We start from the raw sequence: 22924 nt of genomic DNA on the forward strand, positions 1-22924 counted from the left end.
CTGACAGTTTTGGAGGTGTGGTGGTGCCGGAAGCGGGATTCGAACCCGCACGCCCTCTCGAGCGGGCGCTTTTGAGGCGCCTATGTCTGCCATTCCATCATTCCGGCTGGGAAAACCGGCAAAATCCGGTTTTGTGCCGGGACGCGCCTGACTAGATCAGGTTCGGACACCGGCGTGGATCTAATGTAGCGGACCTCGGTACTCTTCTGCTCGTGAGTACGCAGCGGCGAGTAGTGATCGCGGAAGACGAGGCGCTGATCCGCCTCGACCTCAAGGAGATGCTTGAGGAGGACGGCTACGTCGTCGTGGGTGAGGCGGGTGACGGTGAGCAGGCGATACTGCTGGCCACCGAACTCAAGCCCGACCTCGTCATTCTCGACGTCAAGATGCCCGTGCTCGACGGCATCTCGGCGGCCGAGCGGATCGTCGCCGAACGGGTGGCCCCCTGTCTCATCCTCACCGCCTTCTCCCAGCGGGACCTGGTCGAGCGGGCCAGGGACGCGGGGGCGATGGCCTATCTGGTCAAGCCGTTCACGAAGGCGGACCTGGTGCCGGCGATCGAGATGGCGGTCAGCCGGCACGAGGAGATGGTGGCGCTGGCCACCGAGGTGTCCAGCCTGTCCGAGCGGCTGGAGACCCGCAAGCTGGTCGAGCGGGCCAAGGGGCTGCTCATGGCGGCGCACGGGTGGAGCGAGCCGCAGGCGTTCCGGTGGATCCAGAAGGCCTCGATGGACCGGCGCCTCAGCATGCGCGAAGTGGCCCAGATCGTCGTCGCGGACGCCACCAAGTCCGAATAGCTCCGGCCGAGAGCTCAACATCGGCCATGGCCGCGCGCCTCGGTCCTCCCGCACCCCTCGGGTGCTCCCCGCGGGAGGAAGCACCGTGAGGAGCCCTGGGGGGTGTGAAGGCTAGAGGCCGCAGGTCTTGCGGGCGTAGCCGAGGATGAGCTGGTCCAGGCGCATGGTGGGCGTCTGGACGGTGTCGGAGCGGAAGACCAGGAAACGCGGTTCGCCGGCGCCCAGTGCCACCCGGGCGTTGAAGAGCATGGCGATCTTGGCTTCCGCGAACGAGTGCGGGTCGCAGCGGCCCGGGGTGATCTGGATGGGGATCTCCAGCCGCGCCGTGCCCGCCTTGAGGGTCGTTTTCCGAGAAGTCAGCTCATAGTGCACGTTGCCTGACAACTCGGTAATGGTCACATCTTCGTTGCTATCGCGGCGCGTCACGATAACACTGCCGTGGAGGACCTTGTCCTTCTCGGTCCACGCCGACCCGAACCCCACCGTCACCGCCTGCTGCACCAGGAACTGCTCGCATTCCTCCCGGAAGAGCTTCGCCAGCAACGGGTCCGGATGGGGCAGCGCCCAGGTGACCTCGCGTGAGGGTTCGTCTCCCGCCTTGACGTGCGCGATCACCCGCGCCGGCCGTAGTTCGGGGACGGCTCCGGCGGCGCACTTGGCGGCGCCGTACGAGATGCGCAAGGCGACCGGAACGCTCTTGATGGCGGTGTCCATGCGCGAGAACCCGGTCTCCTGGAACGAAGGCCCGCTCAACCGCACGTCGGACACCCACGCGGGGGTGCTTCCGCGGTTGGCCATGACCACGCTCAGCATGTGCTTGGGCATGTCGGATCGTCCCTGCGTGAGGGTCACGGTGAGCCCCTGCGGGGGGCTCGTGGAGGGGGCGGGCGGAGTGGCTCCACAGGCGGAAAGGCCGAGGACCAGGACCAGGAGGGCGGCGGTGCGCTTCACATCGCCACAGTAGAGGCGGCTCGCGACCGGGCCAGGTTAAGGAGGAGTCACGACTGCGCATCGTAAGGTCGCGGCCTCTCCCGCCGGATATTTCCGGGGTCATGCTGATCGTGGATTTCGCGAACTCCATGTCCCCCCTGCATATCTGCACGAAGGAGATATCGATGATTCGGCGAGCGTTGGCCGTCGCGACCGCGGCGGTCTCGGCCCTCGCACTCGCGGCCTGCGGATCCTCCGGCACTGACGGTGCGGGTACCCGGGCGAGCGACACGGCCTCCGCGCCGGGCGGCACCGTCGCCAAGGGCGACGGCACGCTGGTCCTCGGCTCCGTACTCCCTCAGACCGGGAACCTGTCCTACCTGGGCCCGCCGATGTTCGCGGGCGTCGATCTGGCGGTCAAGGAGATCAACGCGGCGGGCGGCGTGCTGGGCAAGCAGATCTCGGTCGCGCACACCGACTCCGGCGACACCACGACCCAGATCGCCGCGCAGTCCACCGACAGCCTGCTGGCCAAGAAGGTCGACGCGATCGTGGGATCGGCGTCCTCCTCGGTCTCGCTGTCCATCCTCGACAAGATCACGGGCTCGGGTGTGCTGATGTTCTCGCCGTCGGCGACGGGCATCGAGCTCACCAACGCCAAGGACAACGGCCTGTTCTGGCGTACGGCCCCGCCCGACGTCCTCCAGGGCCGGGTATTGGGCGACCTGGCGGTCTCGGAAGGCGACGACACGGTGGCGATCGTGGCCATGCAGGACGCCTACGGTTCCGGCCTGGCCGACTCCACGGAGAAGGCCGTGCTCGCCGGCGGGGGCGAGGTCGTGGAGAAGATCCTCTACGACCCCAAGGCGGCCGACTTCTCGGCCGACGTGGCCAAGGTGAAGGCGAAGAACCCGAAGGGCATCGTGCTCATCGGGTTCGCCGAGACCAGCAAGGTCGTCCAGGAGCTGGTGAAGCAGGGCCTGACCAGCGACAAGCACCACTGGTACATGGTCGACGGCAACCTGTCCAACACCAACTACCTGAAGTTCCCCAAGGGCACGATGAAGGGCGTCAAGGGCACCCTGCCGGGCTCGGAGGCGCCGGGGGCGTTCCAGAAGAAGCTGCTGGAGGTCAATCCGGACCTCGACGTCTTCGGGTACGGCCCCGAGTCCTACGACGCGGTGAACCTGATCGCGCTGGCGGCGGAGGCGGCCAAGAGCGACGTGGGCGCCGACCTGGCCGCGAAGCTGGGCGAGGTCAGCAAGGGCGGCGAGAAGTGCAACGCCTTCAAGGTCTGCGCCGACCTTCTCAAGGCGGGCAAGGACATCGACTACGACGGCGTGAGCGGGCCTGTGGAGTTCAACGACGCGGGCGATCCGGCGACCGCCACGATTGGCATCTACCAATTCGGGCAGAACAACACCTTCGACGCGGCCAAGGCTCTGGAGTATCGGTCGGGGAACATCGCGGGGTAACAGGGTGTCAGCGGCCGGTTTCCCAGCTAACCGGCCGCTACCTGGGGGTTTTCTTCATAAGTTGAGGAGTGATTACGACTCAGCATCCAAGTGCCGACAGTTCTTCCAGGCATCTAGCTGGAAGCGTGCTGCTTTTTGTACGTTTCGCTCATTCGATCGGGAACGTCGGCGGTGCTGACAGCCTCCCGGCCTGGATGAAGGAGACACTTCATGACCCGCATTGCCCCACTCGGGCGCGTGCTCGCCGTCGCGGCTGCGGCGAGCCTCGCTCTGACGGCCTGTGGCGGCGGCGCTGACACCGCCGGCACCAAGGCCACCGATTCGGCGGCGCCGGCGACCTCGGCCGCGGCCGGCAAGGGCGACGGCACGCTGAACCTCGGCACGCTCCTCCCGCAGACCGGCTCGCTCGCCTACCTCGGCCCGCCCGAGTTCGCCGGCGTCGACCTGGCCGTCAAGGAGATCAACGACGCGGGCGGCGTCCTCGGCAAGCAGGTCTCGGTCTCACACACCGACTCCGGCGACACCACGACGCAGATCGCTTCGCAGTCGGTGGACAGCCTGCTGGCCAAGAAGGTGGACGCCATCATCGGCGCCGCCTCCTCCTCGGTGTCGCTGTCCGTCATCGACAAGATCACGGGTGCCGGCGTGGTGCACTTCTCGCCCGCCAACACCTCCATCGAGCTCACCACCTACAAGGACAACGGCCTGTTCTGGCGTACGGCTCCGCCGGACATCCTGCAGGGCCGCGTCCTGGGTGACCTCGCGGTGGCCGACGGCGACGACACGGTCGCCATCCTCGCGCTGCAGGACTCCTACGGCACCGGCCTGGCCGACTCCACGGAGAAGGCCGTCATCGCCGGTGGCGGCGAGGTCGTCGAGAAGATCATCTACGACCCCAAGGCCGCGGACTTCTCGGCCGACGTCGCGAAGGTCAAGGCCAAGAACCCGAAGGGCATCGTGCTCATCGGCTTCGCCGAGACCAACAAGGTCGTCCAGGAGCTCGTCAAGCAGGGCCTGACCGCTGACAAGCACCACTGGTACATGGTCGACGGCAACCTGTCCAACACGAACTTCCTGAAGTTCCCGAAGAACACCCTGAAGGGCGTCAAGGGCACGCTTCCCGGCGCGGCCGCTCCGGACACGTTCCAGAAGAAGCTGCTCGAGATCAACCCGAAGCTCGAGGACTTCAGCTACGCGCCTGAGTCCTACGACGCCGCCAACCTCATCGCCCTGGCCGCCGAGGCCGCCAAGAGCGACGCGGGCACCGACATCGCCACGAAGCTGGGCGAGGTCAGCAAGGGCGGCGAGAAGTGCAACGACTTCAAGACCTGCGTCGACCTGCTGAAGGCCGGCAAGGACATCGACTACGACGGCATCAGCGGTCCGGTCGAGTTCAACGACGCCGGTGACCCGGCGACGGCCACCATCGGCATCTACCAGTACGGCGCGGACAACAAGTACCCCGCCAAGGCCATCGACTACCGCACCGGCAACATCGACGGTTAAGTAGTCAGGCGGGAGCCCCGGGACCTCGGTCCCGGGGCTTCTTCGCGTTCAGCGGCCCTTGCAGCCTTCGACGATCCTGTCGGCGGCGGCCCGGTAGTCCTTCAGGAGCGCCACCTGGCGCTTCCTGGGGGTCTGGGCGCTGGACAGCCCTTTCGTGGCCTTCTCGACCTTCTCCGCCTCGCCCTGGAGCGTCTGGGGGAGCCGGGGGCCGAACTCCTGCACCATTCCCCGCAACTCGGCCAGCCGGCCCAGGACGGCGTTCTCGAAGTTCTGCTCGTCCTCCTTGCCCGCGGGCAGGAGCAGCAGCCCGGCGTAGCCGATGGAGGAGACGACGCGGGTGCAGGGGTCGTCGTCGGGGTCGCCGCCCGTGCTGTACTTGGCGGTCTCGCTCGCGGACGCCTGCGTCTTCTGCGCCGGTGGGCTGTTCTGGCAGGCCACGAGCATGGGCATTAACAGGGCGATAGCCGTAATGCGTCGCACAATGCTCATTAAACGCGGAGAAGGGGCCCCAAAGGGACCCCTTCGCGCGAAACAGCGTGTTTACGCCCGTGCCAGCGTGCCCAGGTAGAGCTCGATGACCTTCGGGTCGTTGGCCAGCTGGCGGCCGGTGCCGGTGTAGGCGTTGCGGCCCTGGTCGAGCACGTAACCGCGGTGGCAGATCTGCAGGCAACGCCGCGCGTTCTGCTCCACCATGATCACGGTCACGCCCGCCTTGTTGATCTGCTGGGCCTGGATGAAGACCAGGTCCTGCAGCTTCGGCGACAGGCCGGCCGACGGCTCGTCCAGCAGCAGCACCGACGGCTCGGTCATGAGCGCCCTGGCCATGGCCACCATCTGCCGCTCACCGCCCGACAGGGAGCCGGCGCGCTGCTTGCGCCGCTCCTTGAGCGCGGGGAACAGCTCGGCGACGAACTCGAAGCGCTCCTTGAACTTCGTGGGCACCTGGTAGGCGCCCATCTCGAGGTTCTCCTCGATCGTCAGGCTGGGGAAGACGTTGTTGCTCTGCGGGACGTAGCCGACCCCGCGGGCGACCAACTGGTGCGCCTTCATGTTCGTGATCTCTTCACCCTTGAGCACGACCGTGCCGCTGCGGATGTTGACCAGCCCGAACATGGCCTTGAGCAGCGTCGACTTCCCGGCGCCGTTGGGGCCGATGATGCCGATCAGCTCGCCCTCGCCGACGTAAAGGTCGGAGCCGTTGAGGATGTTGACCCCAGGCAGGTAGCCCGCGATGAGCTCGTCGCAGCGGAGCACGGCGTTCTCGGCCCCCGCCACGTGGGCGCTGCGGTCGGTGACGGCCGCCTTGGATTCCGGGATGCTGCTCACTTGCCTGCCTCCTCCTCGACCTCGGCCTCGAGCGCGGCCTCGGCCTCCTGGAGCTGCTCTTCCAGCTCCTCCTCGGACAGCGGCGCGTCGTGGTGGGCGCCCAGGTAGGCGTCGATCACCCGGGCGTCGGACATGATCGTGTCCGGCGGCCCCTCGGCGATGACGGTGCCCTGGGCCATCACGATCACCCAGTCGCTGATGTCGCGGACCATGTCCATGTCGTGCTCGACGAACAGCACGGTCATGCCCTGCTCGCGCAGGTCCTTGACGTGGCCCAGCAGCGACTGCGTCAGCGCCGGGTTGACGCCGGCCATCGGCTCGTCGAGCATGACCAGCTCGGGGCGGACCATGAGCGCGCGGGCCATCTCCAGCAGCTTGCGCTGGCCGCCGGACAGGGACCCCGCGAAGTCCTCGCGCTTGGCGTCCAGCTTGAAGCGCGCGAGCAGCTCATCGGCGCGCGCGGTGATCTCGTCCTCCTGGGCGCGCCAGGAGGAGGGCAGCAGCGCGCGGAAGAAGCTCTCGCCCTTCTGGTTCTGGGCGCCGAGGCGCATGTTCTCGATGACCGTCAGCTTCGACAGCGCCTTGGTCAGCTGGAACGTGCGCACCATGCCGGAGCGCGCGACCTTGTGGGCCGCGACGCCGTTCATCCTGGAGCCGTTGAACGTCCACTCGCCGGCGTCGGCGGTGTCGAAGCCGGTCAGCTGGTTGAAGAACGTGGTCTTGCCGGCGCCGTTCGGGCCGATCAGCGCGGTGATGGAGCCGCGCTGGATCTCCACGTGCTTGACGTCGACGGCGGTGAGGCCGCCGAAGCGGCGCACGACGTTGTCGACGACCAGGATCGGGTCGGGCTTGGTGACGCCGGGCTCGCGCTGGAGGTCCTTGAAGGCGGCCAGCGCGGCGGCCTTGTGGTCTGTGGGCTTGGTTTCAGCGTGCATCGAGTGCGATCTCCCTCTTGTCGCCGAAGATACCCTGCGGACGGAAGACCAGCAGCAGCACCAGGCCGAGACCGACCAGCATGAAGCGGAAGGCGCCGATCTGGTTGACCGACATCCACGTGATGTACTGCGCCTCGATCAGCTCGTTGAGCAGGTTGCCGATGAAGACGAGCAGCACCCAGAAGATCATCGAACCGACGACCGGGCCGAAGACGCGGGCCGCGCCGCCGAGGATGACGATCGTGTAGGCGTAGAAGGTCAGCTCGGTCGAGAACGCGTCCGGCTGCACCGAGGCGTAACCCAGCGCGTAGATGTAGCCGCCGAAACTGCCGATGAGGCCGCCGAGGATCAGCGACTGCATCTTGTACGAGAACACGTTCTTGCCCAGCGCGCGCACGGCCTCCTCGTCCTCGCGGATGGCCTTGAGCACGCGGCCCCACGGGCTCTTCATGAGCATGTAGATCACCAGGCACGACAGGCCGACGAGGATCCAGCCGATGAGCAGGACCCAGGTGACGCGCTCGTTGAAGGTGAAGGGGCCGATGCCGTACTCGCCCTTGGAGAAGGGGTTCATCGCGAAGAAGCCCTCGGAGAACCCGTAGCGGCCGTCGGAGCCGCCGAAGTAGTCCTTGAACGTGACCGAGCGGAAGATCAGGCGGACGATCTCGGCCGCCGCGATCGTGACGATGGCCAGGTAGTCGGCGCGCAGCCGTAGCGTCGGGATGCCGAGCAGCAGGGCGAGCAGGATGACCGAGGCCAGGCCGATGCCGATGCCGACCCAGAACGGCAGGCCGATCGTGACCACGGTGACGGCCAGGCCGTACGCCGCGACGCCGAGGAAGGCCGCCTGGCCGAAGTTGAGCAGGCCGGTGTACCCGAAGTGAAGGTTGATGCCGATCGCGGCCAGCATGTAGAAGACCGTCTCGACGCCCACCGCCGCCTCGACGGTGGTCACCATGATGTTGAACCAGTCCATGATTCCCCCCGTCAGCCGATCCGCTCGCGGCGGCCGAGGATGCCCTGCGGCCGGAAGAGCAGGACGATGATGAGTACGGCCAGCGCGCCCACACTCTTGAGCTCAGGAGAGATCCAGAGGGTGGACAGCTGGATGAACAGGCCCACGATGAGGGAGCCGACCAGCGCGCCGAAGGCGGTGCCGAGGCCGCCCAGCGTGACTCCGGCGAAGATGAGCAGCAGGATGTCCTGGCCCATCGTGAACTTCACGGTCTGCGACAGACCGAGCAGGATGCCGGCCAGCGCCGCGATGGCGCCGCCCGCGGTCCAGATGACGCGGATGACCCGGTCGACGTTGATGCCGGAGGAGGCGGCGAGCGCCGGGTTGTCGGCCACTGCCCGCGCGGCCTTGCCGGTGCGGGTCTTGAGCAGCGCGATGCCGACGATGACGAGCACGGCCAGTTCGATGGCCATCATGATGAAGTTCTTGGGCGCCGCGGTGATCGGGCCGACGGTGATGCCCGCCTGGGCGTTGAACTCGGTGTACGGCTCGCTGTCACCGCCGTGCAGGAACAGGAAGAGGAAGCGCAGGAACATCGCCACGCCGATGGAGATGATCATCATGGCGATGACGCCGGTGCCCCGCCTGCGCAGCTGCCCCCAGAAGAAGCGGTCCTGGAGGTAGCCGAAGGCGCCGCCGACCAGCACCGCGATGATCGCGGACGGGATGACGCCCAGGCCGAAGCCGACGTTGAAGAGATAGGCGATCAGCGCTCCGAACGTCACCAGCTCGCCGTGGGCGAAGTTGGTGAGCTTGGTGGTGCCGAAGATGAGCGACAGGCCCATCGCGGCGAGCGCGATGATCAGGCCGAGGTTGAAACCCTCGAAGGTGAGCTGTGCGGCCCGGGTCCAGAAACTGCTGTCGCTGGTGTCGGTGGGAGCCGGAGCCCCGGGAGTCTGCTCGCCACCCGCCTTAGGAACCAGGGCGAACAGGACAGTGGAGCAGTTGTCCTTATAAACCGTCGGGGTGCGGACGTTGTTGCCGCCGCGGACCTCAGCGGTCTGAGGGAGCGAGCTGACATCCAGGGTGACCTTGTACTTCCCCGGTTTGTCGACCTGGACGTCCCATGTGCCTTGGGCGTTACTGGCGACCTCCTTGACGGGTTTTCCGTCTTCGGTGGTCACGACGATTTTCGCGCCGTTCACTGGCTGGCCTTGGAGTTTGAGTGTTCCCTTCACTCCCTGACAGTCGGCAGGCCCCGCGGACGCGGGGCTGGCGAGCAGGAAGATCAGTCCACCCAGGAAGGCCGTGAACGCGATCACGGCTCTGCGCAATGGTGCTCCCTCTATTAGGTCAAGGCGGGGCTTGGGTTGTACCCCTCCATCTCGACACGCGGGCATCGCAGGCACAACTGGGATGCTGTGGCGGGAGCCTATTCCGGCGACGTCCGGTTCCGAACCGTTCGTCACCAATTAGTGATGCGGGTGTGTCGGTGATGTGAGCAAATAAGAAGGCAGGTCAGGGGCTAAATCGAGGTATACCCCTGGCATGGGCGCGGAGCCGTACTAAAACGAGACCATAACGATCGGTCGGAAAGCGCTGCACAGGCGGGCGACGTATGCATCAAGCCCGGAAAGGTGGGATGACCCGCTTATTGAGCGGGCAAAGAATAGGGCGAGCCCGGGGGTGACCTTTGGGACCGTGTCCGGCTTCCCCGGCCCGACACGTTATCTACTCGGCCTCCCCGCGGGCTCTGTCCGGTCAACCGTAGCGACCCACGGGGGCCGTGTGCAAAGGGTGAGCCGAACTGCCTTCGCCGTCTCAGGCGTCACGCAGCATGCACGTGAGGCGTGAGGTGCACACGCGCCGGCCCTCCTCGTCGGTGATCTCGATCTCGAACGTGGCCAGCGAGCGGCCGCCGTGAATGCGCGTCGCCACGCCCGTGACGTGCCCGGACGTGGCCGCTCTGTGGTGGGTGGCGTTGATCTCGATGCCGACGGCGATGCGGCCCTCGCCGGCGTGGATCGCCGAGCCGACCGAGCCCAGGGTCTCCGCCAGCACGACCGACGCGCCGCCGTGCAGCAACCCGTACGGCTGGGTATTGCCCTCCACCGGCATGCGGCCCACCACGCGCTCCGCACTGGCCTCGACGATCTCTATGCCCATACGCTCGGCGAGCGTGCCGCCGTGAAGGGAGTCGATGGTGACCCGGTCTATCTGCGTCAAGGAGGAGCCTCCAGTCTTCCGAGCTCAGGTTTTCTGTCGCACTTGGAGACTAGGCTTCTGGTGTGCCGAAGAGTGAAGTGACCCCCAACCGCCCATGCCTGTTGCTCCTTGACGGGCATTCGCTGGCCTATCGCGCGTTCTACGCGCTCAAGGACGCCAACCTCATGACCACCGACGGTCAGCACACCGAGGCGGTCTACGGGTTCACCTCGATGCTGACCAACATCCTGCGCGACGAGCAGCCGACCCACGTGGCGGTGGCCTTCGACCGGTCGGAGCCCACGTTCCGGCACGAGGAATACTCCGAGTACAAGGCCAACCGCAGCGAGACGCCCGAAGACTTCAAGGGCCAGATGCAGCTCATCTACGAGCTGCTCGACACCCTGCGCGTGCCCCGGCTGTCCAAGGCCGGCTTCGAGGCCGACGACCTCATCGCCACCCTGGCCACCCGCGCCTCCGGCGAGGACATGGACGTGCTGATCGTCACCGGCGACCGCGACGCGCTGCAACTCGTCAACGAGCGCGTGACCGTGCTCATGACCCGCCGCGGCATCAGCGACATGACGCGCTTCACGCCTGAGGCGGTCTTCGAGAAGTACGAGCTGACGCCCCAGCAGTATCCCGACTTCGCCGCGCTGCGCGGCGACCCGAGCGACAACCTGCTGAGCATCCCCGGCGTGGGCGAGAAGACCGCCGCCAAGTGGGTGCGCGAGTTCGGCTCGCTGACCGAGCTGGTCGACCGGGTCGACGAGGTCAAGGGCAAGGTCGGCGACAAGCTGCGCGAGCACGTCGCCCAGGTGCTGATGAACCGCAGGCTCACCGAACTGCTGCGCGACGTGCCGGTGGACGTCGAGGTCGCCGAGCTCACCCAGGGCGTCTGGGACCGCGAGGAGATCAACAAGCTCTTCGACACCCTGCAGATCCGCGGCGAGCTGCGTGAGCGCGTGTTCAAGGTGCTCGGCAGCGGCGAGGAGGAGCCCGAGCAGGGCTTCGAGGTCGAGACGATCATCCTCGGCCCCGACCGGGTGGCCGGCTGGCTGGAGGCGATGCCCGCGGGCCGCGCCGGCCTGGCGTTCAAGGGCGCCTACGGCAGCGGCACCGGCCGCATCGACGGCATCGCGATCGCCTCGCCCGACGGCACCGCCGCCCACATCGACCCGACCAAGCTCACCGAGGCCGACTTCGCCGCGCTCGGCGCCTGGCTGGCCGCCGACGACCGGCCCAAGGCCGTCCACGACGCCAAGGGGCCGCTGCTGGCCCTGTGGACGCAGGGCCTCGACCTGCGCGGCCTGAGTGCCGACACCGCGCTCGCCGCCTACCTCGCCATGCCGGGCCAGCGCACCTTCGCCCTCGAAGACCTCGCCCGCCGCTACCTCCACCGCGACCTCAAGGTCGAGGAGGAGTCGGGCGGGCAGGCGGCGCTGTTCGGCGACGACGAGGACGCCCCGGCCAAGGACCTCGCGCTGCGCGCCCACGCGGTGCGCGAGCTGGCCGACTCGCTGGAGACGTTCCTGTCCCAGCGCGGCGGCACCCAGCTGCTGGCCGACGTGGAGCTGCCGCTGGTGCGGGTGCTGGCCGAGCTGGAGCGGGCCGGCATCGCGGTCGACCACGACTACCTCACCGGCATGGAGGCGCAGTTCGCCGCCGCGGTCAAGCAGGCCGTGGAGGAGGCGCACCGGGTGGTGGGCGAGCAGTTCAACCTCGGCTCGCCCAAGCAACTGCAGGAGATCTTCTTCAACCAGCTCAACCTGCCCAAGACCAAGCGCACCAAGACCGGCTACTCCACCGACGCCGACCAGCTGGCCTGGCTGGCCACGCAGACCGACCACGAGCTGCCGGTCATCATGCTGCGCCACCGCGACCAGCAGAAGCTGCGCCAGACCGTCGAGGGCCTGATCAAGGAGATCGCCGACGACGGCCGCATCCACACCACGTTCAACCAGATCATCGCGGCCACCGGCCGGCTGTCGTCGGAGAAGCCCAACCTGCAGAACATCCCGATCCGCACCGCCGAGGGCCGCCGCATCCGGCAGGGCTTCACGGTCGGCGAGGGCTACGAGACGCTGCTGACCGCCGACTACAGCCAGATCGAGCTGCGCATCATGGCGCACCTGTCGGGCGACGAGTCGCTGATCGCCGCGTTCGAGTCGGGCCACGACTTCCACGCCGCCACCGCCTCGCGGGTATTCGACCTGCCGCCGGAGCAGGTCGACGGCGAGCTGCGCGCGCGCATCAAGGCGATGAACTACGGCCTGGCCTACGGCCTGTCCGACTTCGGTCTCGCCGGGCAGCTCAACATCCCGGTGGCCGAGGCGCGGGCGCTGAAGGAGGAATACTTCGAGGAGTTCGGCGGCGTGCGCGACTTCCTCAACGCCATCGTCTCCCAGGCCCGCACCGACGGCTACACCGAGACGATCATGGGCCGCCGCCGCTACCTGCCCGACCTGACCAGCGACAACCGCCAGCGCCGCGAGATGGCCGAGCGCATGGCGCTCAACGCGCCCATCCAGGGCTCGGCGGCCGACATCATCAAGGTCGCGATGCTCAACGTGCGCCAGGCGCTGGGCGAGGAGGGGCTGCGCTCGCGGATGCTGCTGCAGGTCCACGACGAGCTCGTGTTCGAGGCGGCGCCGGGCGAGCTGGAGCAGCTCAGGCAGCTCGTGACCGACCAGATGAACGCCGCCTACCAGCTTCGGGTGCCGCTGGAGGTCTCGGTGGGCGTGGGGCGTACGTGGGAGGACGCGGGGCACTGATCTCCGCTCTGCGACGGCGGGTCCGCTTCCGGGCCCGCCGTCCCGTTTTTCTACCCTCCGGTACGGCCCGCCGCGCCGCAAACCGGACATGTGTGATGTTGCACTGTGATGCGTGACATGGTCGGACATGGTGTGCCTTGGGCCTTCCGCGGAGGGCTTCTGGACTACCCTGGACCTTTGAAAATCCCCCGACCGGTACGGGAGTTCTGTGCGGCCCTCACTGTCATCCACGCGTGTCATCGGTGCGGCGAACGTCGCGGTCATCCTCGTCGCGGTCGTCGCCCTGATGATCATGCCGGGCGACGATCCGGGGGACCGGCCGCCGCCGGAGGCGGTCAAGGTGGGGCAGATCCAGCCGGCGCCCTCGTCGGGCCGGCCGTCCTCTCCAGGGCCGTCCGTGCAGCCGTCCGGGCAGCCGTCCGGGCAGCCGTCCGAGCCCGCACCGATCCCCACGGCGAGCCAGCCGCCGGCGGTGGTCGCCACGCCGGAGTTCGCCAGGCAGGTGAAGGCCAACGAGGCCGGGCTGGTGCCGATCATCATGTACCACCGCATCATCAAGAAGCGGATGGCCTCGATCGACCGCACCCCCGACCAACTGCGGCAGGAGCTGGAGAAGCTGGCCAAGCAGGGCTACGTGCCGATCACCGCGGCCGAGTTCGCCGCCGGGCGCATCCAGGTGCCGGCCGGCAAGTTCCCCGTCGTGCTGACCTTCGACGACGGTCATTCGAGCCACTTCGCCCTGGACGACCAGGGACGGCCCGCCAAGAACACCGCGGTCGCCATCATCTACGACGTCGCCCGCAAATACCCGTCCTTCCGGCCTGTCGCGACCTTCTGGGTCAATCACTACCCGTTCGGGCTGCAGAAGCAGGAGCAGCAGGCCTCGGCCGCGCAGTGGCTGCACAGGCAGGGCTTCGAGGTGGCCAACCACACCTGGACGCACCCCAACCTGCGGGCGATGGGCACCAAGAAGGTGCGCGAGCAGATCGCGCGGCTGGAGCGCATGCTGAAGAAGCTCGGAGTGCCGCCCTCCACGACGATGGCGCTGCCGTTCGGGAGCATGCCGCACAAGAAGAAGGCGGCCCGCAAGGGGGAGTGGGGCGGCGTGCGGTACGACTTCGACGCGGTCTTCCTGGCGGGGGCCGAGCCGTCGCTGTCACCCTTCGCCAAGGGGTACGATCCTGGTGCCGTCCAGCGGATCCAGAGCAACGGCAAGAAGGGCGAATGCCGTAAGTGGTGCTCGCAGTACTGGCTGGAATGGCTGCAGAAGCACCCGGGCTGGCGCTATGTCTCCGACGGTGACCCCGACCGCGTCTCGGTGCCGAAGAAGCTTCAGGGTAATATCGCCGCGAAGCGGAGAGACCAGGTCAACGCCTATTAGGCGCCGTGGTTCTCGAAGGTCATCGCCCTCTCGGATTGACCCCCGCCGCTAGGTCTCATATGCTGATCGCTGCGCTGTGGGCTCGCGCGCGCCTCAGACGGAGCGGGCTCGCGCTCGGTCACGTCGATGTCGTAATCCTCGGCTTGATGCGGAAGAGGGCCTGCCGCGCGCCGCCACATCGATATCTGTCCGCGTTCGGAGCAATTCCACACATGACGTCCAGCACTGAGGCCACCTCGAGCACCCCGCAGGTAGCGGTCAACGACATCGGGTCCGAGGAAGCCTTCCTCGCAGCGATCGACGAGACCATCAAGTACTTCAACGACGGCGACATCGTCGAGGGCACCGTCGTCAAGGTCGATCGAGACGAGGTTCTTCTCGACATCGGCTACAAGACCGAGGGTGTCATTCCCTCGCGAGAGCTCTCGATCAAGCACGATGTCGACCCCGCGGACGTCGTGGAAGTCGGCGAACACGTAGAGGCCCTGGTTCTCCAGAAGGAGGACAAGGAGGGTCGCCTGATCCTGTCCAAGAAGCGTGCTCAGTACGAGCGCGCCTGGGGCACGATCGAGAAGATCAAGGACGAGGACGGCATCGTCACCGGCACCGTCATCGAGGTCGTCAAGGGTGGTCTCATCCTCGACATCGGCCTCCGTGGCTTCCTCCCGGCCTCTCTGGTCGAGATGCGCCGGGTCCGTGACCTCCAGCCTTACGTCGGCCGCGAGCTCGAAGCGAAGATCATCGAGCTCGACAAGAACCGCAACAACGTGGTTCTGTCGCGTCGCGCCTGGCTTGAGCAGACGCAGTCCGAGGTCCGCCAGACCTTCCTCAACACCCTCCAGAAGGGCCAGGTCCGCAAGGGCGTCGTGTCCTCGATCGTCAACTTCGGTGCCTTCGTGGACCTGGGTGGCGTCGACGGTCTCGTCCACGTTTCGGAGCTGTCCTGGAAGCACATCGACCACCCGTCCGAGGTTGTCGAGGTCGGCCAGGAGGTCACCGTCGAGGTCCTCGACGTCGACATGGAGCGCGAGCGCGTCAGCCTCTCGCTCAAGGCGACGCAGGAAGACCCGTGGCAGCAGTTCGCCCGCACCCACCAGATCGGCCAGGTCGTTCCCGGCCGGGTCACCAAGCTGGTGCCGTTCGGCGCGTTCGTTCGGGTCGAAGAGGGCATCGAGGGCCTGGTCCACATCTCCGAGCTGGCCGAGCGCCACGTGGAGATTCCGGAGCAGGTCGTCCAGGTCGGCGACGAGATCTTCGTCAAGATCATAGACATTGACCTCGACCGCCGTCGCATCAGCCTCTCGCTGAAGCAGGCGAACGAGGGTGTCGGCACCGAGGTCGAGTTCGACCCGACCCTCTACGGCATGGCCGCCACCTACGACGACCAGGGCAACTACATCTACCCCGAGGGCTTCGACCCCGAGACGGGTGAGTGGCTGGAGGGCTTCGACCGCCAGCGCGAGGAGTGGGAGCGGCAGTACGCCGAGGCCCAGACCCGCTTCGAGGCCCACAAGAAGCAGATCGAAGAGGCCCGCAAGGCCGAGGCAGAGGCCGGCGAGGCCGCTCCTTCGTCCTACAGCGGTGAGACGCCGGCTCCGGCCAGCTCCTCCTCCTCGACCTCGTCTTCGTCCGCTCCGGCCAGCGGCGCCCTGGCCTCCGACGAAGCTCTCGCGGCACTGCGCGAGAAGCTCGCCGGCGGGCAGAGCTAACCAGCTCGGCAAGCGCTAAAGGATCAAGCCCCGCACCCTCGTGGTGCGGGGCTTGTCCCCTGTCCGGGGCCGGTCAGCCCGGTGTGGTCCTGGTGTAGGTGAGGCTGAAGTCGTGCGACCAGTCGGCGCCGTCCTTGGAGAACTCCCAGGCCGCGGCGAGCTTCCGGCCGTTCTCCTCGAAGACGCCGGTGAAGCGCTGGTTGAAGCCGGGCGCGTCGCGCCAGATCCGCCAGACGCCGTCCGCGAGCGTCATCTGGTAGACCCGGTGCACGCCGCGGGCGTCGGAGTGCAGGTAGGAGAAGACGCCGGTGGCGTCGTCCACGCCGATCAGGCAGATGGACGGCAAGGGTGAGTCCGACTGCCACTCCTGCGGGGCGTCGCCGTCGGCGGTGCCGTACGCGCGGAAGGCGAGGAACGCTCCGCCCTCGATCCACTCGAACACCGCGCGGCCGCCCGAGACGGTGTGGCCGCCGATATGGGCCTCGACGCTCCATTCGCCCACCAGGGCGTCGAGAGGGGCGAGTGCGGGGTTGCGTGCCATGAGGCTCTCCTCCGTGGTCAGACCCTCCGGTGCCATCCGGTAGGGTCGTCGGCCGTGCGTCCTGCACATCAAAGAGATCGAAGGAACGACCATATGCGCAAGCTCACCTACTACGTCGCCTCCACCCTGGACGGCTACATCGCCGAGCGCTCCGACGCCGACCCGTCGGGCGGGCTGTTCGCCATCGGGCAGGACTACATCGAGTTCGTCATCGCGAACTACCCGGAGACGCTGCCGGTCAACGCCCGTCAGGCGCTCGGTGTCACGGATGCGGGCACGCGCTTCGACACGGTGGTGGAGGGGCGGCGCTCGTACCAGATCGGCCTGGACATGGGCGTCAGCGACGCCTACCCGCACCTTCGCCACATCGTCTTCTCCCGCAAGCTCGCCCAGACCACCGACGTGGAGATCGTCGCGAGCGACCCCGTGGAGCGGGTCAGGAAGCTGAAGGCTGAGGACGGCCTCGGCATCTGGCTGGTCGGCGGCGCGGAGCTGGCGGGTGCGCTCTACGACGAGATCGACGAGATCGTGGTCAAGGTCAGCCCGGTCACGGCCGGTGCGGGCGTGCCGCTGTTCGCGGGGCGCGGCGAGGCCGAGGCGCGCCGGTTCACGCTGACCGATCACGTGATCCTGGACAGCGGCCTGGCCGTCATGACCTACTCCGCCTGAGCCCGTCGCGTGCGCAGGACCAGCTGGATCACCTGTTCCTCCAGATCTTGGTCGAGCGACACGGTCCTGCCACGCTCGTAGGCGCGCACGACCCGCGGGTCGATGTAGGAGGCCAGGGCGACGGCCGGAGTGTTGCCGAGACGGTCGGCCACCTGCTCCACCACCTGGCGCACCGCCCGCCGCCGGCCGAGCCTGCCGCGCGGGCGGCGCGTGCGGGCGAGGCCCTCCGCGGCCAGGACGGTGGCGTGCCAGGTGCGGAAGTCCTTCGCCGACACCTCGCAGTCGAGCAGTTCGCGCAGGTAGTCGTTGAGGTCCTCGGTGCGCACGTCCTTCCAGCCCGTGCCGTTGCGGTAACGCAGCAGCTCGCCGTCATGGCCGGTGCGCAGGAGCGCGGAGACCACCTCGCGCACGTGCGGGTCGCGGATCTCCGTCTCCTGCGGCTTGCCGCCCTTGGCCGCAAACCTGCACAGGACGCCGTCGCCGGTGCGGGTCACATGCTCGGTCCTGAGCGTGGCCAGGCCATAGGAGTCGTACTCGGCGCCGCCCGCCCGGAACAGCCCGAGGTCCAGCATGCGCGCGGCGGCGGCCAGCACGCGCTCGCGGGTCAGCCCGTCCTGCCCCAGATGCCGCCGGACCCGGCGGCGGAAGGCGGGCAGCCGCCCGGCCATCTCGGTGACCCGGTCGAACTTGAGCCGGTCCTGCTCCTCCCGCCACAGGTCGTGGTAGCGGTACTGGCGCCGGCCCGCCGCGTCGGTGCCCACGGCCTGCAGGTGGCCGTCGTCACGGCAGATCCACACCTCCCGCCAGGCGGGCGGGACGGCCAGGCCGCGGATCCGGGCCAGCACGCGGCGGTCGCGCACGCGGCGGCCGTCGGCGTAGTGGTAGCTGAACCCCCGGCCACGACGCCGACGGGTGATGCCCGGTTCCTCCGGGTTGCTGTGGCGCACGCCATCGCGCCTACCCGCAAACCCGCCAGGAACACGCCCGTCAGCAGCCCGAGGCCTCAAGCCGGACGATCCGTCCGCTGATCACCTGCGCGTAGACCGCCTCGGTGCGTTCGGCGACGCGTGGCCAGTTGTAGCGGCGGCGGGCCCGGCGGGCGCCCGCGGCGCCGAGCTCCGCGCGCCGCTCCGGAGACTCCAGCAGCTCACGCAGCGCCCTGGCCAGCGCCCGCGGCCGGCGCGGCGGCACCAGCGGGCCCCAGCCGGCGACCGTGTCCAGATGTCCGCCTACGGCCGAGGCCACCACGGGCACGCCGCAGGCCATCGCCTCGATCGGGACGATTCCAAACGGTTCGTACCACGGCACCGACACCACCACGTCGGCCGAGCGCATCAGGCTCGGCACGTCCGGCCGGGCCACGCTGCCGATCAGCCGTACCCGCCCGGCCAGGCCGTGCGTGGCGGCCTGGCCGCGCAACCGGGCCAGCTCCCCGTCCTCCTGGACGCCGCCCGCGATCAGCAGCTCGACGCCGGGCAACCGGCGTAGCGCCTGGACGACGGTGTCGACGCCCTTGCGCGGCACCAGCCGGGCGATGCAGAGGACCCGGCCGCCGGTACGCGGGCCGCACCACCAGCGGCTCGCCTCAAGGGGATCGGGCGGCGCGGGATGGAAACGATCGAGATCCACCCCGCACGGCACGACCGAAACCCGCTCGGACGGCACGCCCATCGCGGCCAGCTCGCGCACCTCGTCGGCGCAGGTGGCGACGATCGCGTCGGCGCGCCGGCCGATCTCGCGCTCGGCCTCCACGCGATGCGGCGGGCTGGTGTCGGCCGCGCCCTGCCAGCGCCGCTTCACGGTGCCGAGCGCGTGGTAGGTCAGCACCACGGGCACGTCCGCCGCCGCCGCGAGCGCCGCCTGCCCGCTCATCCAGAAGTGCGCGTGGATCACGTCCGGCCGCTCGCGCCGCCAGCGCTCGCGCAGGATCCGCGCGAAGTCCGGCATGTACGGCGCCAGCCCGTCCTTGGCCACCGGCTCAGCAGGCCCGGCCGGAACGTAGTCCACCGTGACGCCCAGCCCCATCGGCACCGGTTCCGCCTGGTGGGGGGAGGTGCGCCGGGTGTGGACGACGACCGTGTGCCCGCGCGCGGCCAGTGCCGAGGCCAGGGCGGCCACGTGAACGTTCTGCCCGCCGGCGTCCACTCCGCCGATCGCGGCCAGGGGGTCGGCGTGCTCGGAGATCATGGCGATTCTCATGCGCTCGGCTCCTTTTCACCACGTGCTCGCCTGGGGTCTCGAAAGATCGCTGTAGGGCGCGCACGGCCGCGCCGAGCCGAGTCACCAGCAGGGCGGCGTCGCCATGGCTGGGACGGCCGGAGCGCCTCGCGGGCGCGGGCCGTGGGTAAGGCTGGATCGTCCGGCGGGGAGTCGAACCCGGGACGTCTCATCGACTCTCCTCCCCGCCGGCTTCACCTTCGCTACCGAGAAACGCGGGCCTCAAACCTCACCGGTCCGTCGCATGACGTCGCGTAGCAGGGGTAGGCGCGCTGGATGCGGACATTGATCCACGACTGGACGGAACAAGCGGCCTGCCTGGAGGTCGATCCGGAGCTGTTCTTCCCCGTGTCCACCCATGGGCCGGGCGAGGAGCAGGTCATGGCGGCCAAGGCGGTCTGTGCCCGATGTCCGGTACGCGAGCAGTGCTTGGCCTATGCGCTGGACACCCGGCAGGCGGAGGGCGTCTGGGGCGGCACCGATCCGGCGCAGCGCGGGGTCAGGATTCGTCGGTAGAGCGCGGGTCGCCGGGCGGTGCCTCGCTGACGAACAGTTCGATCAGGGCGCGTACCGGCGCGTGCGCCTCGGTCGGGTAGCGGAAGCCCTGGTCGAGGTTGAGTTCGTAGCGGTTGCGGCGGCCCACCCGGTCGCGGGTGAGATAGCCGGCCTGCTCCAGGTCGGTCACGATGCCCTGCACCGCGCGCTCGGTGATGCCGATCGTGAACGCGATCTCGCGGAGCCGGGCTTCGGGGTCACGGGCGATCTCCAGCAGCACCCGCGCGTGATGTGTCAGGAACGTCCACGACGAGCGATCATCAGAGCTACCCATGTTTTCATCCTCCAGGCCCCTGACCTCAACTTCAATGACTGACGAACTCTCTTTCCGGAAAAGGTCATCGGGGTTACCCTGGTGCCGTGAGCGGTCTCGACGTCAGGTGTGAGCACACGCGCGGGGCCATGCTGATCCGCGTCGTCGGTGAGGTCGACGCCACCAACTCCGCGGGCCTGGCGAGCGCGATCGAGGACGCGCGCCGTCCCGGGGTGCCGGTGGTGCTGGACCTGGCCGGGATGACGTTCCTCGACAGCAGTGGCCTGAAGGTGCTGCTGAGCGCCCATCTCTTCGGCGAGCACGACGGAGGTCAGGTGCATCTGGTCGCCGTTCAGCCGGTTCCGATCCGGGTCCTGCGGATCACCGGCGTGCTGGACCGGCTGAACGTCCACGACACCCTCGAAGGAGCCTGGGCGGCCGTCTCGCCCAACGTACACCGGCCCTGAAGACAGGATTTTTCCCTCTTTGTCGGGGTAGTCGGTCGGGGTTGGATGGCGGGGCATCCCGCCATCCCGCCGAGGAGGCGACCTTCCATGACGTACTGCGCTTTTCGAGCGCCCGAATCCATCTGGGCGGATCGGGATGTCTTCGACCTGTTCGACAGCGATCGTGACGGACTGCTGTCCGCGGATGAGATCCTGCTCGGGCTCGGGCTGATGGCGCAGCCGGTGTCCAGGTCCGACGTCGACTTCCTCATCGAGCTCACCGACAGCGACGGCGACGGGCTCATCTCCCGCGCGGAGTTCGCCCAGTTACGCGAACGGGCACCGGCGCCCTTCTACGGCGGTGAGCTGGTCTTCCCCGGCTTCGGCAGCCCGGAGATCGACACGCGCACGCTGCGGGACTACCTGTGCCGGCGCGGCCTGGACTTCTCCCGGGCGCAGGTGACGGCGTTCCTGCGCAACGTCCACCCGGACGGCCGCGCGGCCCTGCCCTGCGAACTGTACGAAGCCTTCGTCCGCGCCTACCGGGAAGCAGGGGGTGGGGTGCATTTTGGTGGACGATGGGGTGATTGAGGGTGTTATGCGGGCAGGGGTGATCTGGGAAACTCTATGAGCAGGGCCACGCATTCCGGCCCTTGCGAAAGGACAAGAGCCATGCCTCGGGGATCAAGCCCGAAACGGGAACGCCAGTACGAGCACATCAAGGACAGCGCCAAGAAGCGCGGCACGAGCGAGAAGCGTGCCAAGGAGATCGCGGCCCGCACGGTCAACAAGGAGCGGGCGCGGGCGGGGGAGTCGAAGACGGCCAGCCGTACCTCCACCCAGGACATTTCCTCCGGCCGGCGCGGCGGGCTGCGCTCGCACTCCGGCGCCGGCGGCCGCACGCGCGACCAGCTCTACGCCGAGGCCAAGCGGCGTGACATCAAGGGCCGCTCGAAGATGACGAAGGCGCAGCTGCTGAAGGCCGTCGGCTGACCCGCAGTCGTCGCGACGCCCCGTTCGTGAACCCCCTCCCGGGCCGCCGACCCCACCGGTCGGCGGCCCTCAGCACACAGGGCGCCCGTCAGCGAGATTCGAGAAGTTTGGCCAGGTTGTCCAGGGCCATGCGGGTGCCGGTCTCGTTGTCGGCGGCCGAGACGGACTCCGGGAGCCCTTCGTGCAGGATGACGACCTCGGTGCCGCCGTCCGCGTCGGTCAGCGTCGTCGTCATGGTCATCTCGCCGCCCAGCGCCGGATCCGCGCTCTCGAACTCGACGACCTCCACCACCTGCTCATCCGGCACCAACCGCACGAACCGCCCGTGGTAGGTATCGGTGTGCCCGCCGGACTTCCCCGCCTCGTCCGGTGAGTGGTAGGTCAGCGAGATCCGGAAATATCCGCCCTCCCACCCCTCGAACGTGTGCACCTGACTGCTCATCCCCTCGGGCACCCGCCACGCCGCGATCGCACTCGGGTCAAGAAAGGCCTGGTAGACGGCCGATCGCGGGGCTCGTACCAGCCGGGAGACCTGGGTCGTAGGCATACGCCCACCCTACGGCCCGCCGTACCGGTCAGGAGATCGTGTCCTCACGGCGAGTGGATGGTCGGTGGTGGGCCCTTCTTGCGGGGTTGTCGCGCATAGGCTCGGGTGAGGGCTACGAAGGGTGGAGGATGTCTGCGACACGCCTGCTGATCCTGGGTGCGGTACGCCGGCGGGGCCGGGCCCACGGCTACCAGGTGCGTTGTGATCTGGAGTCGTGGGGCGCCCATGAGTGGGCCGGGATGAAACCGGGGTCGATCTACCACGGGCTCAAGCAGATGGCGGCTCAGGGGTTGATGGTGGCCCATGATGTCGCGCCCAGCACCGCTGGGGGGCCGCCGCGTACCGAGTATGAGATCACGGCGGAGGGCGAGCAGGCGTACTTCGCGTTGCTGCGTGATGCGCTGACCCGCCACGATCAGCGGCTGGATGTCATCACCGCTGGGGTCGGTCTGATCGAGGATCTGTCCAGGGCTGAGGCGGTCGAGTTGCTGCTGCGGAGGGTGCAGGGGCTGGAGGATTGGCGGGCCGTCGTCACCAAGGAGTGGACGCCGGGGGCGGATCCGGAGGTGTGGGGGGCCGTGGGCGAGGTGCTCGGGATGTGGGTGCACACGGCCGACAGCGGCGCCCAGTGGACGCTGGGTCTGATCGAACGGCTGCGCAACGGGGCGTACAGGATGGCCGACGACGTCTGACCGCTTCGGACAATCAGG

General features: G+C 68.3%; 24 protein-coding genes and 1 tRNA gene. 12 read left to right on the forward strand and 13 right to left on the reverse strand.

The window, feature by feature from the left end:
- Nucleotides 1-21: 21 nt before the first annotated feature.
- Nucleotides 22-107: transfer RNA gene (locus tag HNR40_RS13275), tRNA-Leu, on the reverse strand.
- Nucleotides 108-212: 105 nt separating this feature from the next.
- On the opposite strand from HNR40_RS13275, the gene HNR40_RS13280 reads away from it, so the two are divergent.
- Nucleotides 213-797, forward strand: coding sequence for an ANTAR domain-containing response regulator (locus HNR40_RS13280; protein ID WP_312896323.1), 585 nt, complete (start codon nucleotides 213-215; stop codon nucleotides 795-797).
- 111 nt (nucleotides 798-908) lie between these two features.
- Here HNR40_RS13280 and HNR40_RS13285 read toward each other — a convergent pair whose 3' ends face one another.
- A complete protein-coding gene (locus tag HNR40_RS13285) occupies nucleotides 909-1748 on the reverse strand; it encodes a hypothetical protein (protein ID WP_184960868.1) in 840 nt (279 codons plus the stop codon).
- A 164-nt stretch (nucleotides 1749-1912) separates the two neighbouring features.
- Here HNR40_RS13285 and HNR40_RS13290 point away from each other — a divergent pair, with 164 nt between their 5' ends.
- A complete protein-coding gene (locus HNR40_RS13290; protein WP_184960870.1) occupies nucleotides 1913-3202 on the forward strand; it encodes an ABC transporter substrate-binding protein in 1290 nt (429 codons plus the stop codon).
- 210 nt (nucleotides 3203-3412) lie between these two features.
- Nucleotides 3413-4708 (forward strand): ABC transporter substrate-binding protein, encoded by a 1296-nt coding sequence (locus HNR40_RS13295; protein ID WP_184960872.1) that lies wholly within the window; start codon nucleotides 3413-3415, stop codon nucleotides 4706-4708.
- A 48-nt stretch (nucleotides 4709-4756) separates the two neighbouring features.
- Here HNR40_RS13295 and HNR40_RS13300 read toward each other — a convergent pair whose 3' ends face one another.
- The 6 genes from HNR40_RS13300 to HNR40_RS13325 form a co-directional block, all read right to left on the reverse strand.
- Complete coding sequence (locus HNR40_RS13300) at nucleotides 4757-5158, reverse strand: hypothetical protein (protein WP_184960874.1); 402 nt, start codon at nucleotides 5156-5158, stop codon at nucleotides 4757-4759.
- Nucleotides 5159-5248: 90 nt separating this feature from the next.
- Nucleotides 5249-6034, reverse strand: coding sequence for an ABC transporter ATP-binding protein (locus HNR40_RS13305; protein WP_184960875.1), 786 nt, complete (start codon nucleotides 6032-6034; stop codon nucleotides 5249-5251).
- On the reverse strand, nucleotides 6031-6969 hold the full coding sequence (locus tag HNR40_RS13310) for an ABC transporter ATP-binding protein (protein WP_184960877.1): 939 nt from the start codon (nucleotides 6967-6969) through the stop codon (nucleotides 6031-6033). Before HNR40_RS13310 ends, HNR40_RS13305 begins: the two co-directional genes overlap by 4 nt.
- A complete protein-coding gene (locus HNR40_RS13315) occupies nucleotides 6959-7945 on the reverse strand; it encodes a branched-chain amino acid ABC transporter permease (RefSeq protein WP_184960879.1) in 987 nt (328 codons plus the stop codon). Before HNR40_RS13315 ends, HNR40_RS13310 begins: the two co-directional genes overlap by 11 nt.
- 11 nt (nucleotides 7946-7956) lie before the next feature.
- Nucleotides 7957-9108 (reverse strand): branched-chain amino acid ABC transporter permease, encoded by a 1152-nt coding sequence (locus HNR40_RS56215; protein WP_312896324.1) that lies wholly within the window; start codon nucleotides 9106-9108, stop codon nucleotides 7957-7959.
- A gap of 637 nt (nucleotides 9109-9745) precedes the next feature.
- Nucleotides 9746-10090, reverse strand: a complete 345-nt coding sequence (locus tag HNR40_RS13325) for a PaaI family thioesterase (RefSeq protein ID WP_184961660.1) — start codon at nucleotides 10088-10090, stop codon at nucleotides 9746-9748.
- Between the two features lie 122 nt (nucleotides 10091-10212).
- Between HNR40_RS13325 and polA the strand changes: the two genes are divergently transcribed.
- The 3 genes from polA (at nucleotide 10213) to rpsA (ending at nucleotide 15993) form a co-directional block, all read left to right on the forward strand.
- Nucleotides 10213-12903 (forward strand): DNA polymerase I, encoded by a 2691-nt coding sequence (gene polA / locus HNR40_RS13330; protein WP_184960883.1) that lies wholly within the window; start codon nucleotides 10213-10215, stop codon nucleotides 12901-12903.
- A 208-nt stretch (nucleotides 12904-13111) separates the two neighbouring features.
- Entirely contained in the window at nucleotides 13112-14284 is a 1173-nt protein-coding gene (locus HNR40_RS13335) for a polysaccharide deacetylase family protein (RefSeq protein WP_312896325.1), read from the forward strand.
- A gap of 212 nt (nucleotides 14285-14496) precedes the next feature.
- Nucleotides 14497-15993 carry a 30S ribosomal protein S1 gene (rpsA, locus tag HNR40_RS13340; protein WP_184960885.1) on the forward strand — a complete coding sequence of 499 codons (1497 nt, stop codon included), beginning with the start codon at nucleotides 14497-14499 and terminating at the stop codon, nucleotides 15991-15993.
- Between the two features lie 73 nt (nucleotides 15994-16066).
- Here rpsA and HNR40_RS13345 read toward each other — a convergent pair whose 3' ends face one another.
- Nucleotides 16067-16534 carry a hypothetical protein gene (locus HNR40_RS13345; protein WP_184960886.1) on the reverse strand — a complete coding sequence of 156 codons (468 nt, stop codon included), beginning with the start codon at nucleotides 16532-16534 and terminating at the stop codon, nucleotides 16067-16069.
- Between the two features lie 93 nt (nucleotides 16535-16627).
- Here HNR40_RS13345 and HNR40_RS13350 point away from each other — a divergent pair, with 93 nt between their 5' ends.
- On the forward strand, nucleotides 16628-17203 hold the full coding sequence (locus HNR40_RS13350; protein WP_184960888.1) for a dihydrofolate reductase family protein: 576 nt from the start codon (nucleotides 16628-16630) through the stop codon (nucleotides 17201-17203).
- Here HNR40_RS13350 and HNR40_RS13355 read toward each other — a convergent pair.
- Both HNR40_RS13355 and HNR40_RS13360 read right to left on the reverse strand, forming a co-directional pair.
- The gene (locus tag HNR40_RS13355) at nucleotides 17191-18150 is read right to left on the reverse strand and encodes a DNA topoisomerase IB (RefSeq protein ID WP_312896326.1); all 960 of its coding nucleotides are present in this window, start codon (nucleotides 18148-18150) and stop codon (nucleotides 17191-17193) included. The two genes, HNR40_RS13350 and HNR40_RS13355, sit on opposite strands and share 13 nt — an antisense overlap.
- 40 nt (nucleotides 18151-18190) lie before the next feature.
- Nucleotides 18191-19402, reverse strand: a complete 1212-nt coding sequence (locus tag HNR40_RS13360; protein ID WP_184960890.1) for a glycosyltransferase — start codon at nucleotides 19400-19402, stop codon at nucleotides 18191-18193.
- A gap of 294 nt (nucleotides 19403-19696) precedes the next feature.
- Here HNR40_RS13360 and HNR40_RS13365 point away from each other — a divergent pair, with 294 nt between their 5' ends.
- Entirely contained in the window at nucleotides 19697-19936 is a 240-nt protein-coding gene (locus HNR40_RS13365) for a WhiB family transcriptional regulator (RefSeq protein ID WP_184960892.1), read from the forward strand.
- Here the strand turns inward: HNR40_RS13365 and HNR40_RS13370 are convergent.
- Nucleotides 19920-20249: a helix-turn-helix transcriptional regulator gene (locus HNR40_RS13370; protein ID WP_184960894.1), complete on the reverse strand. Its 330-nt coding sequence runs from the start codon at nucleotides 20247-20249 to the stop codon at nucleotides 19920-19922. The genes HNR40_RS13365 and HNR40_RS13370 overlap by 17 nt on opposite strands.
- Nucleotides 20250-20335: 86 nt before the next feature.
- On the opposite strand from HNR40_RS13370, the gene HNR40_RS13375 reads away from it, so the two are divergent.
- The 3 genes from HNR40_RS13375 (at nucleotide 20336) to HNR40_RS13385 (ending at nucleotide 21667) form a co-directional block, all read left to right on the forward strand.
- Nucleotides 20336-20695 carry an STAS domain-containing protein gene (locus tag HNR40_RS13375; protein WP_184960896.1) on the forward strand — a complete coding sequence of 120 codons (360 nt, stop codon included), beginning with the start codon at nucleotides 20336-20338 and terminating at the stop codon, nucleotides 20693-20695.
- Between the two features lie 87 nt (nucleotides 20696-20782).
- Nucleotides 20783-21265 (forward strand): EF-hand domain-containing protein, encoded by a 483-nt coding sequence (locus HNR40_RS13380; RefSeq protein ID WP_184960898.1) that lies wholly within the window; start codon nucleotides 20783-20785, stop codon nucleotides 21263-21265.
- An 81-nt stretch (nucleotides 21266-21346) separates the two neighbouring features.
- Nucleotides 21347-21667: a plasmid stabilization protein gene (locus HNR40_RS13385; RefSeq protein WP_184960900.1), complete on the forward strand. Its 321-nt coding sequence runs from the start codon at nucleotides 21347-21349 to the stop codon at nucleotides 21665-21667.
- A gap of 88 nt (nucleotides 21668-21755) precedes the next feature.
- On the opposite strand, the gene HNR40_RS13390 is transcribed toward HNR40_RS13385, so the two are convergent.
- Nucleotides 21756-22214, reverse strand: coding sequence for an SRPBCC domain-containing protein (locus HNR40_RS13390; RefSeq protein WP_184960901.1), 459 nt, complete (start codon nucleotides 22212-22214; stop codon nucleotides 21756-21758).
- 128 nt (nucleotides 22215-22342) lie between these two features.
- Between HNR40_RS13390 and HNR40_RS13395 the strand changes: the two genes are divergently transcribed.
- A complete protein-coding gene (locus tag HNR40_RS13395) occupies nucleotides 22343-22906 on the forward strand; it encodes a PadR family transcriptional regulator (protein WP_184960902.1) in 564 nt (187 codons plus the stop codon).
- Nucleotides 22907-22924: the final 18 nt, after the last annotated feature.

Origin of the sequence: Nonomuraea endophytica (assembly GCF_014203235.1) — a bacterium.
GTDB classification, from domain to species: domain Bacteria; phylum Actinomycetota; class Actinomycetes; order Streptosporangiales; family Streptosporangiaceae; genus Nonomuraea; species Nonomuraea endophytica.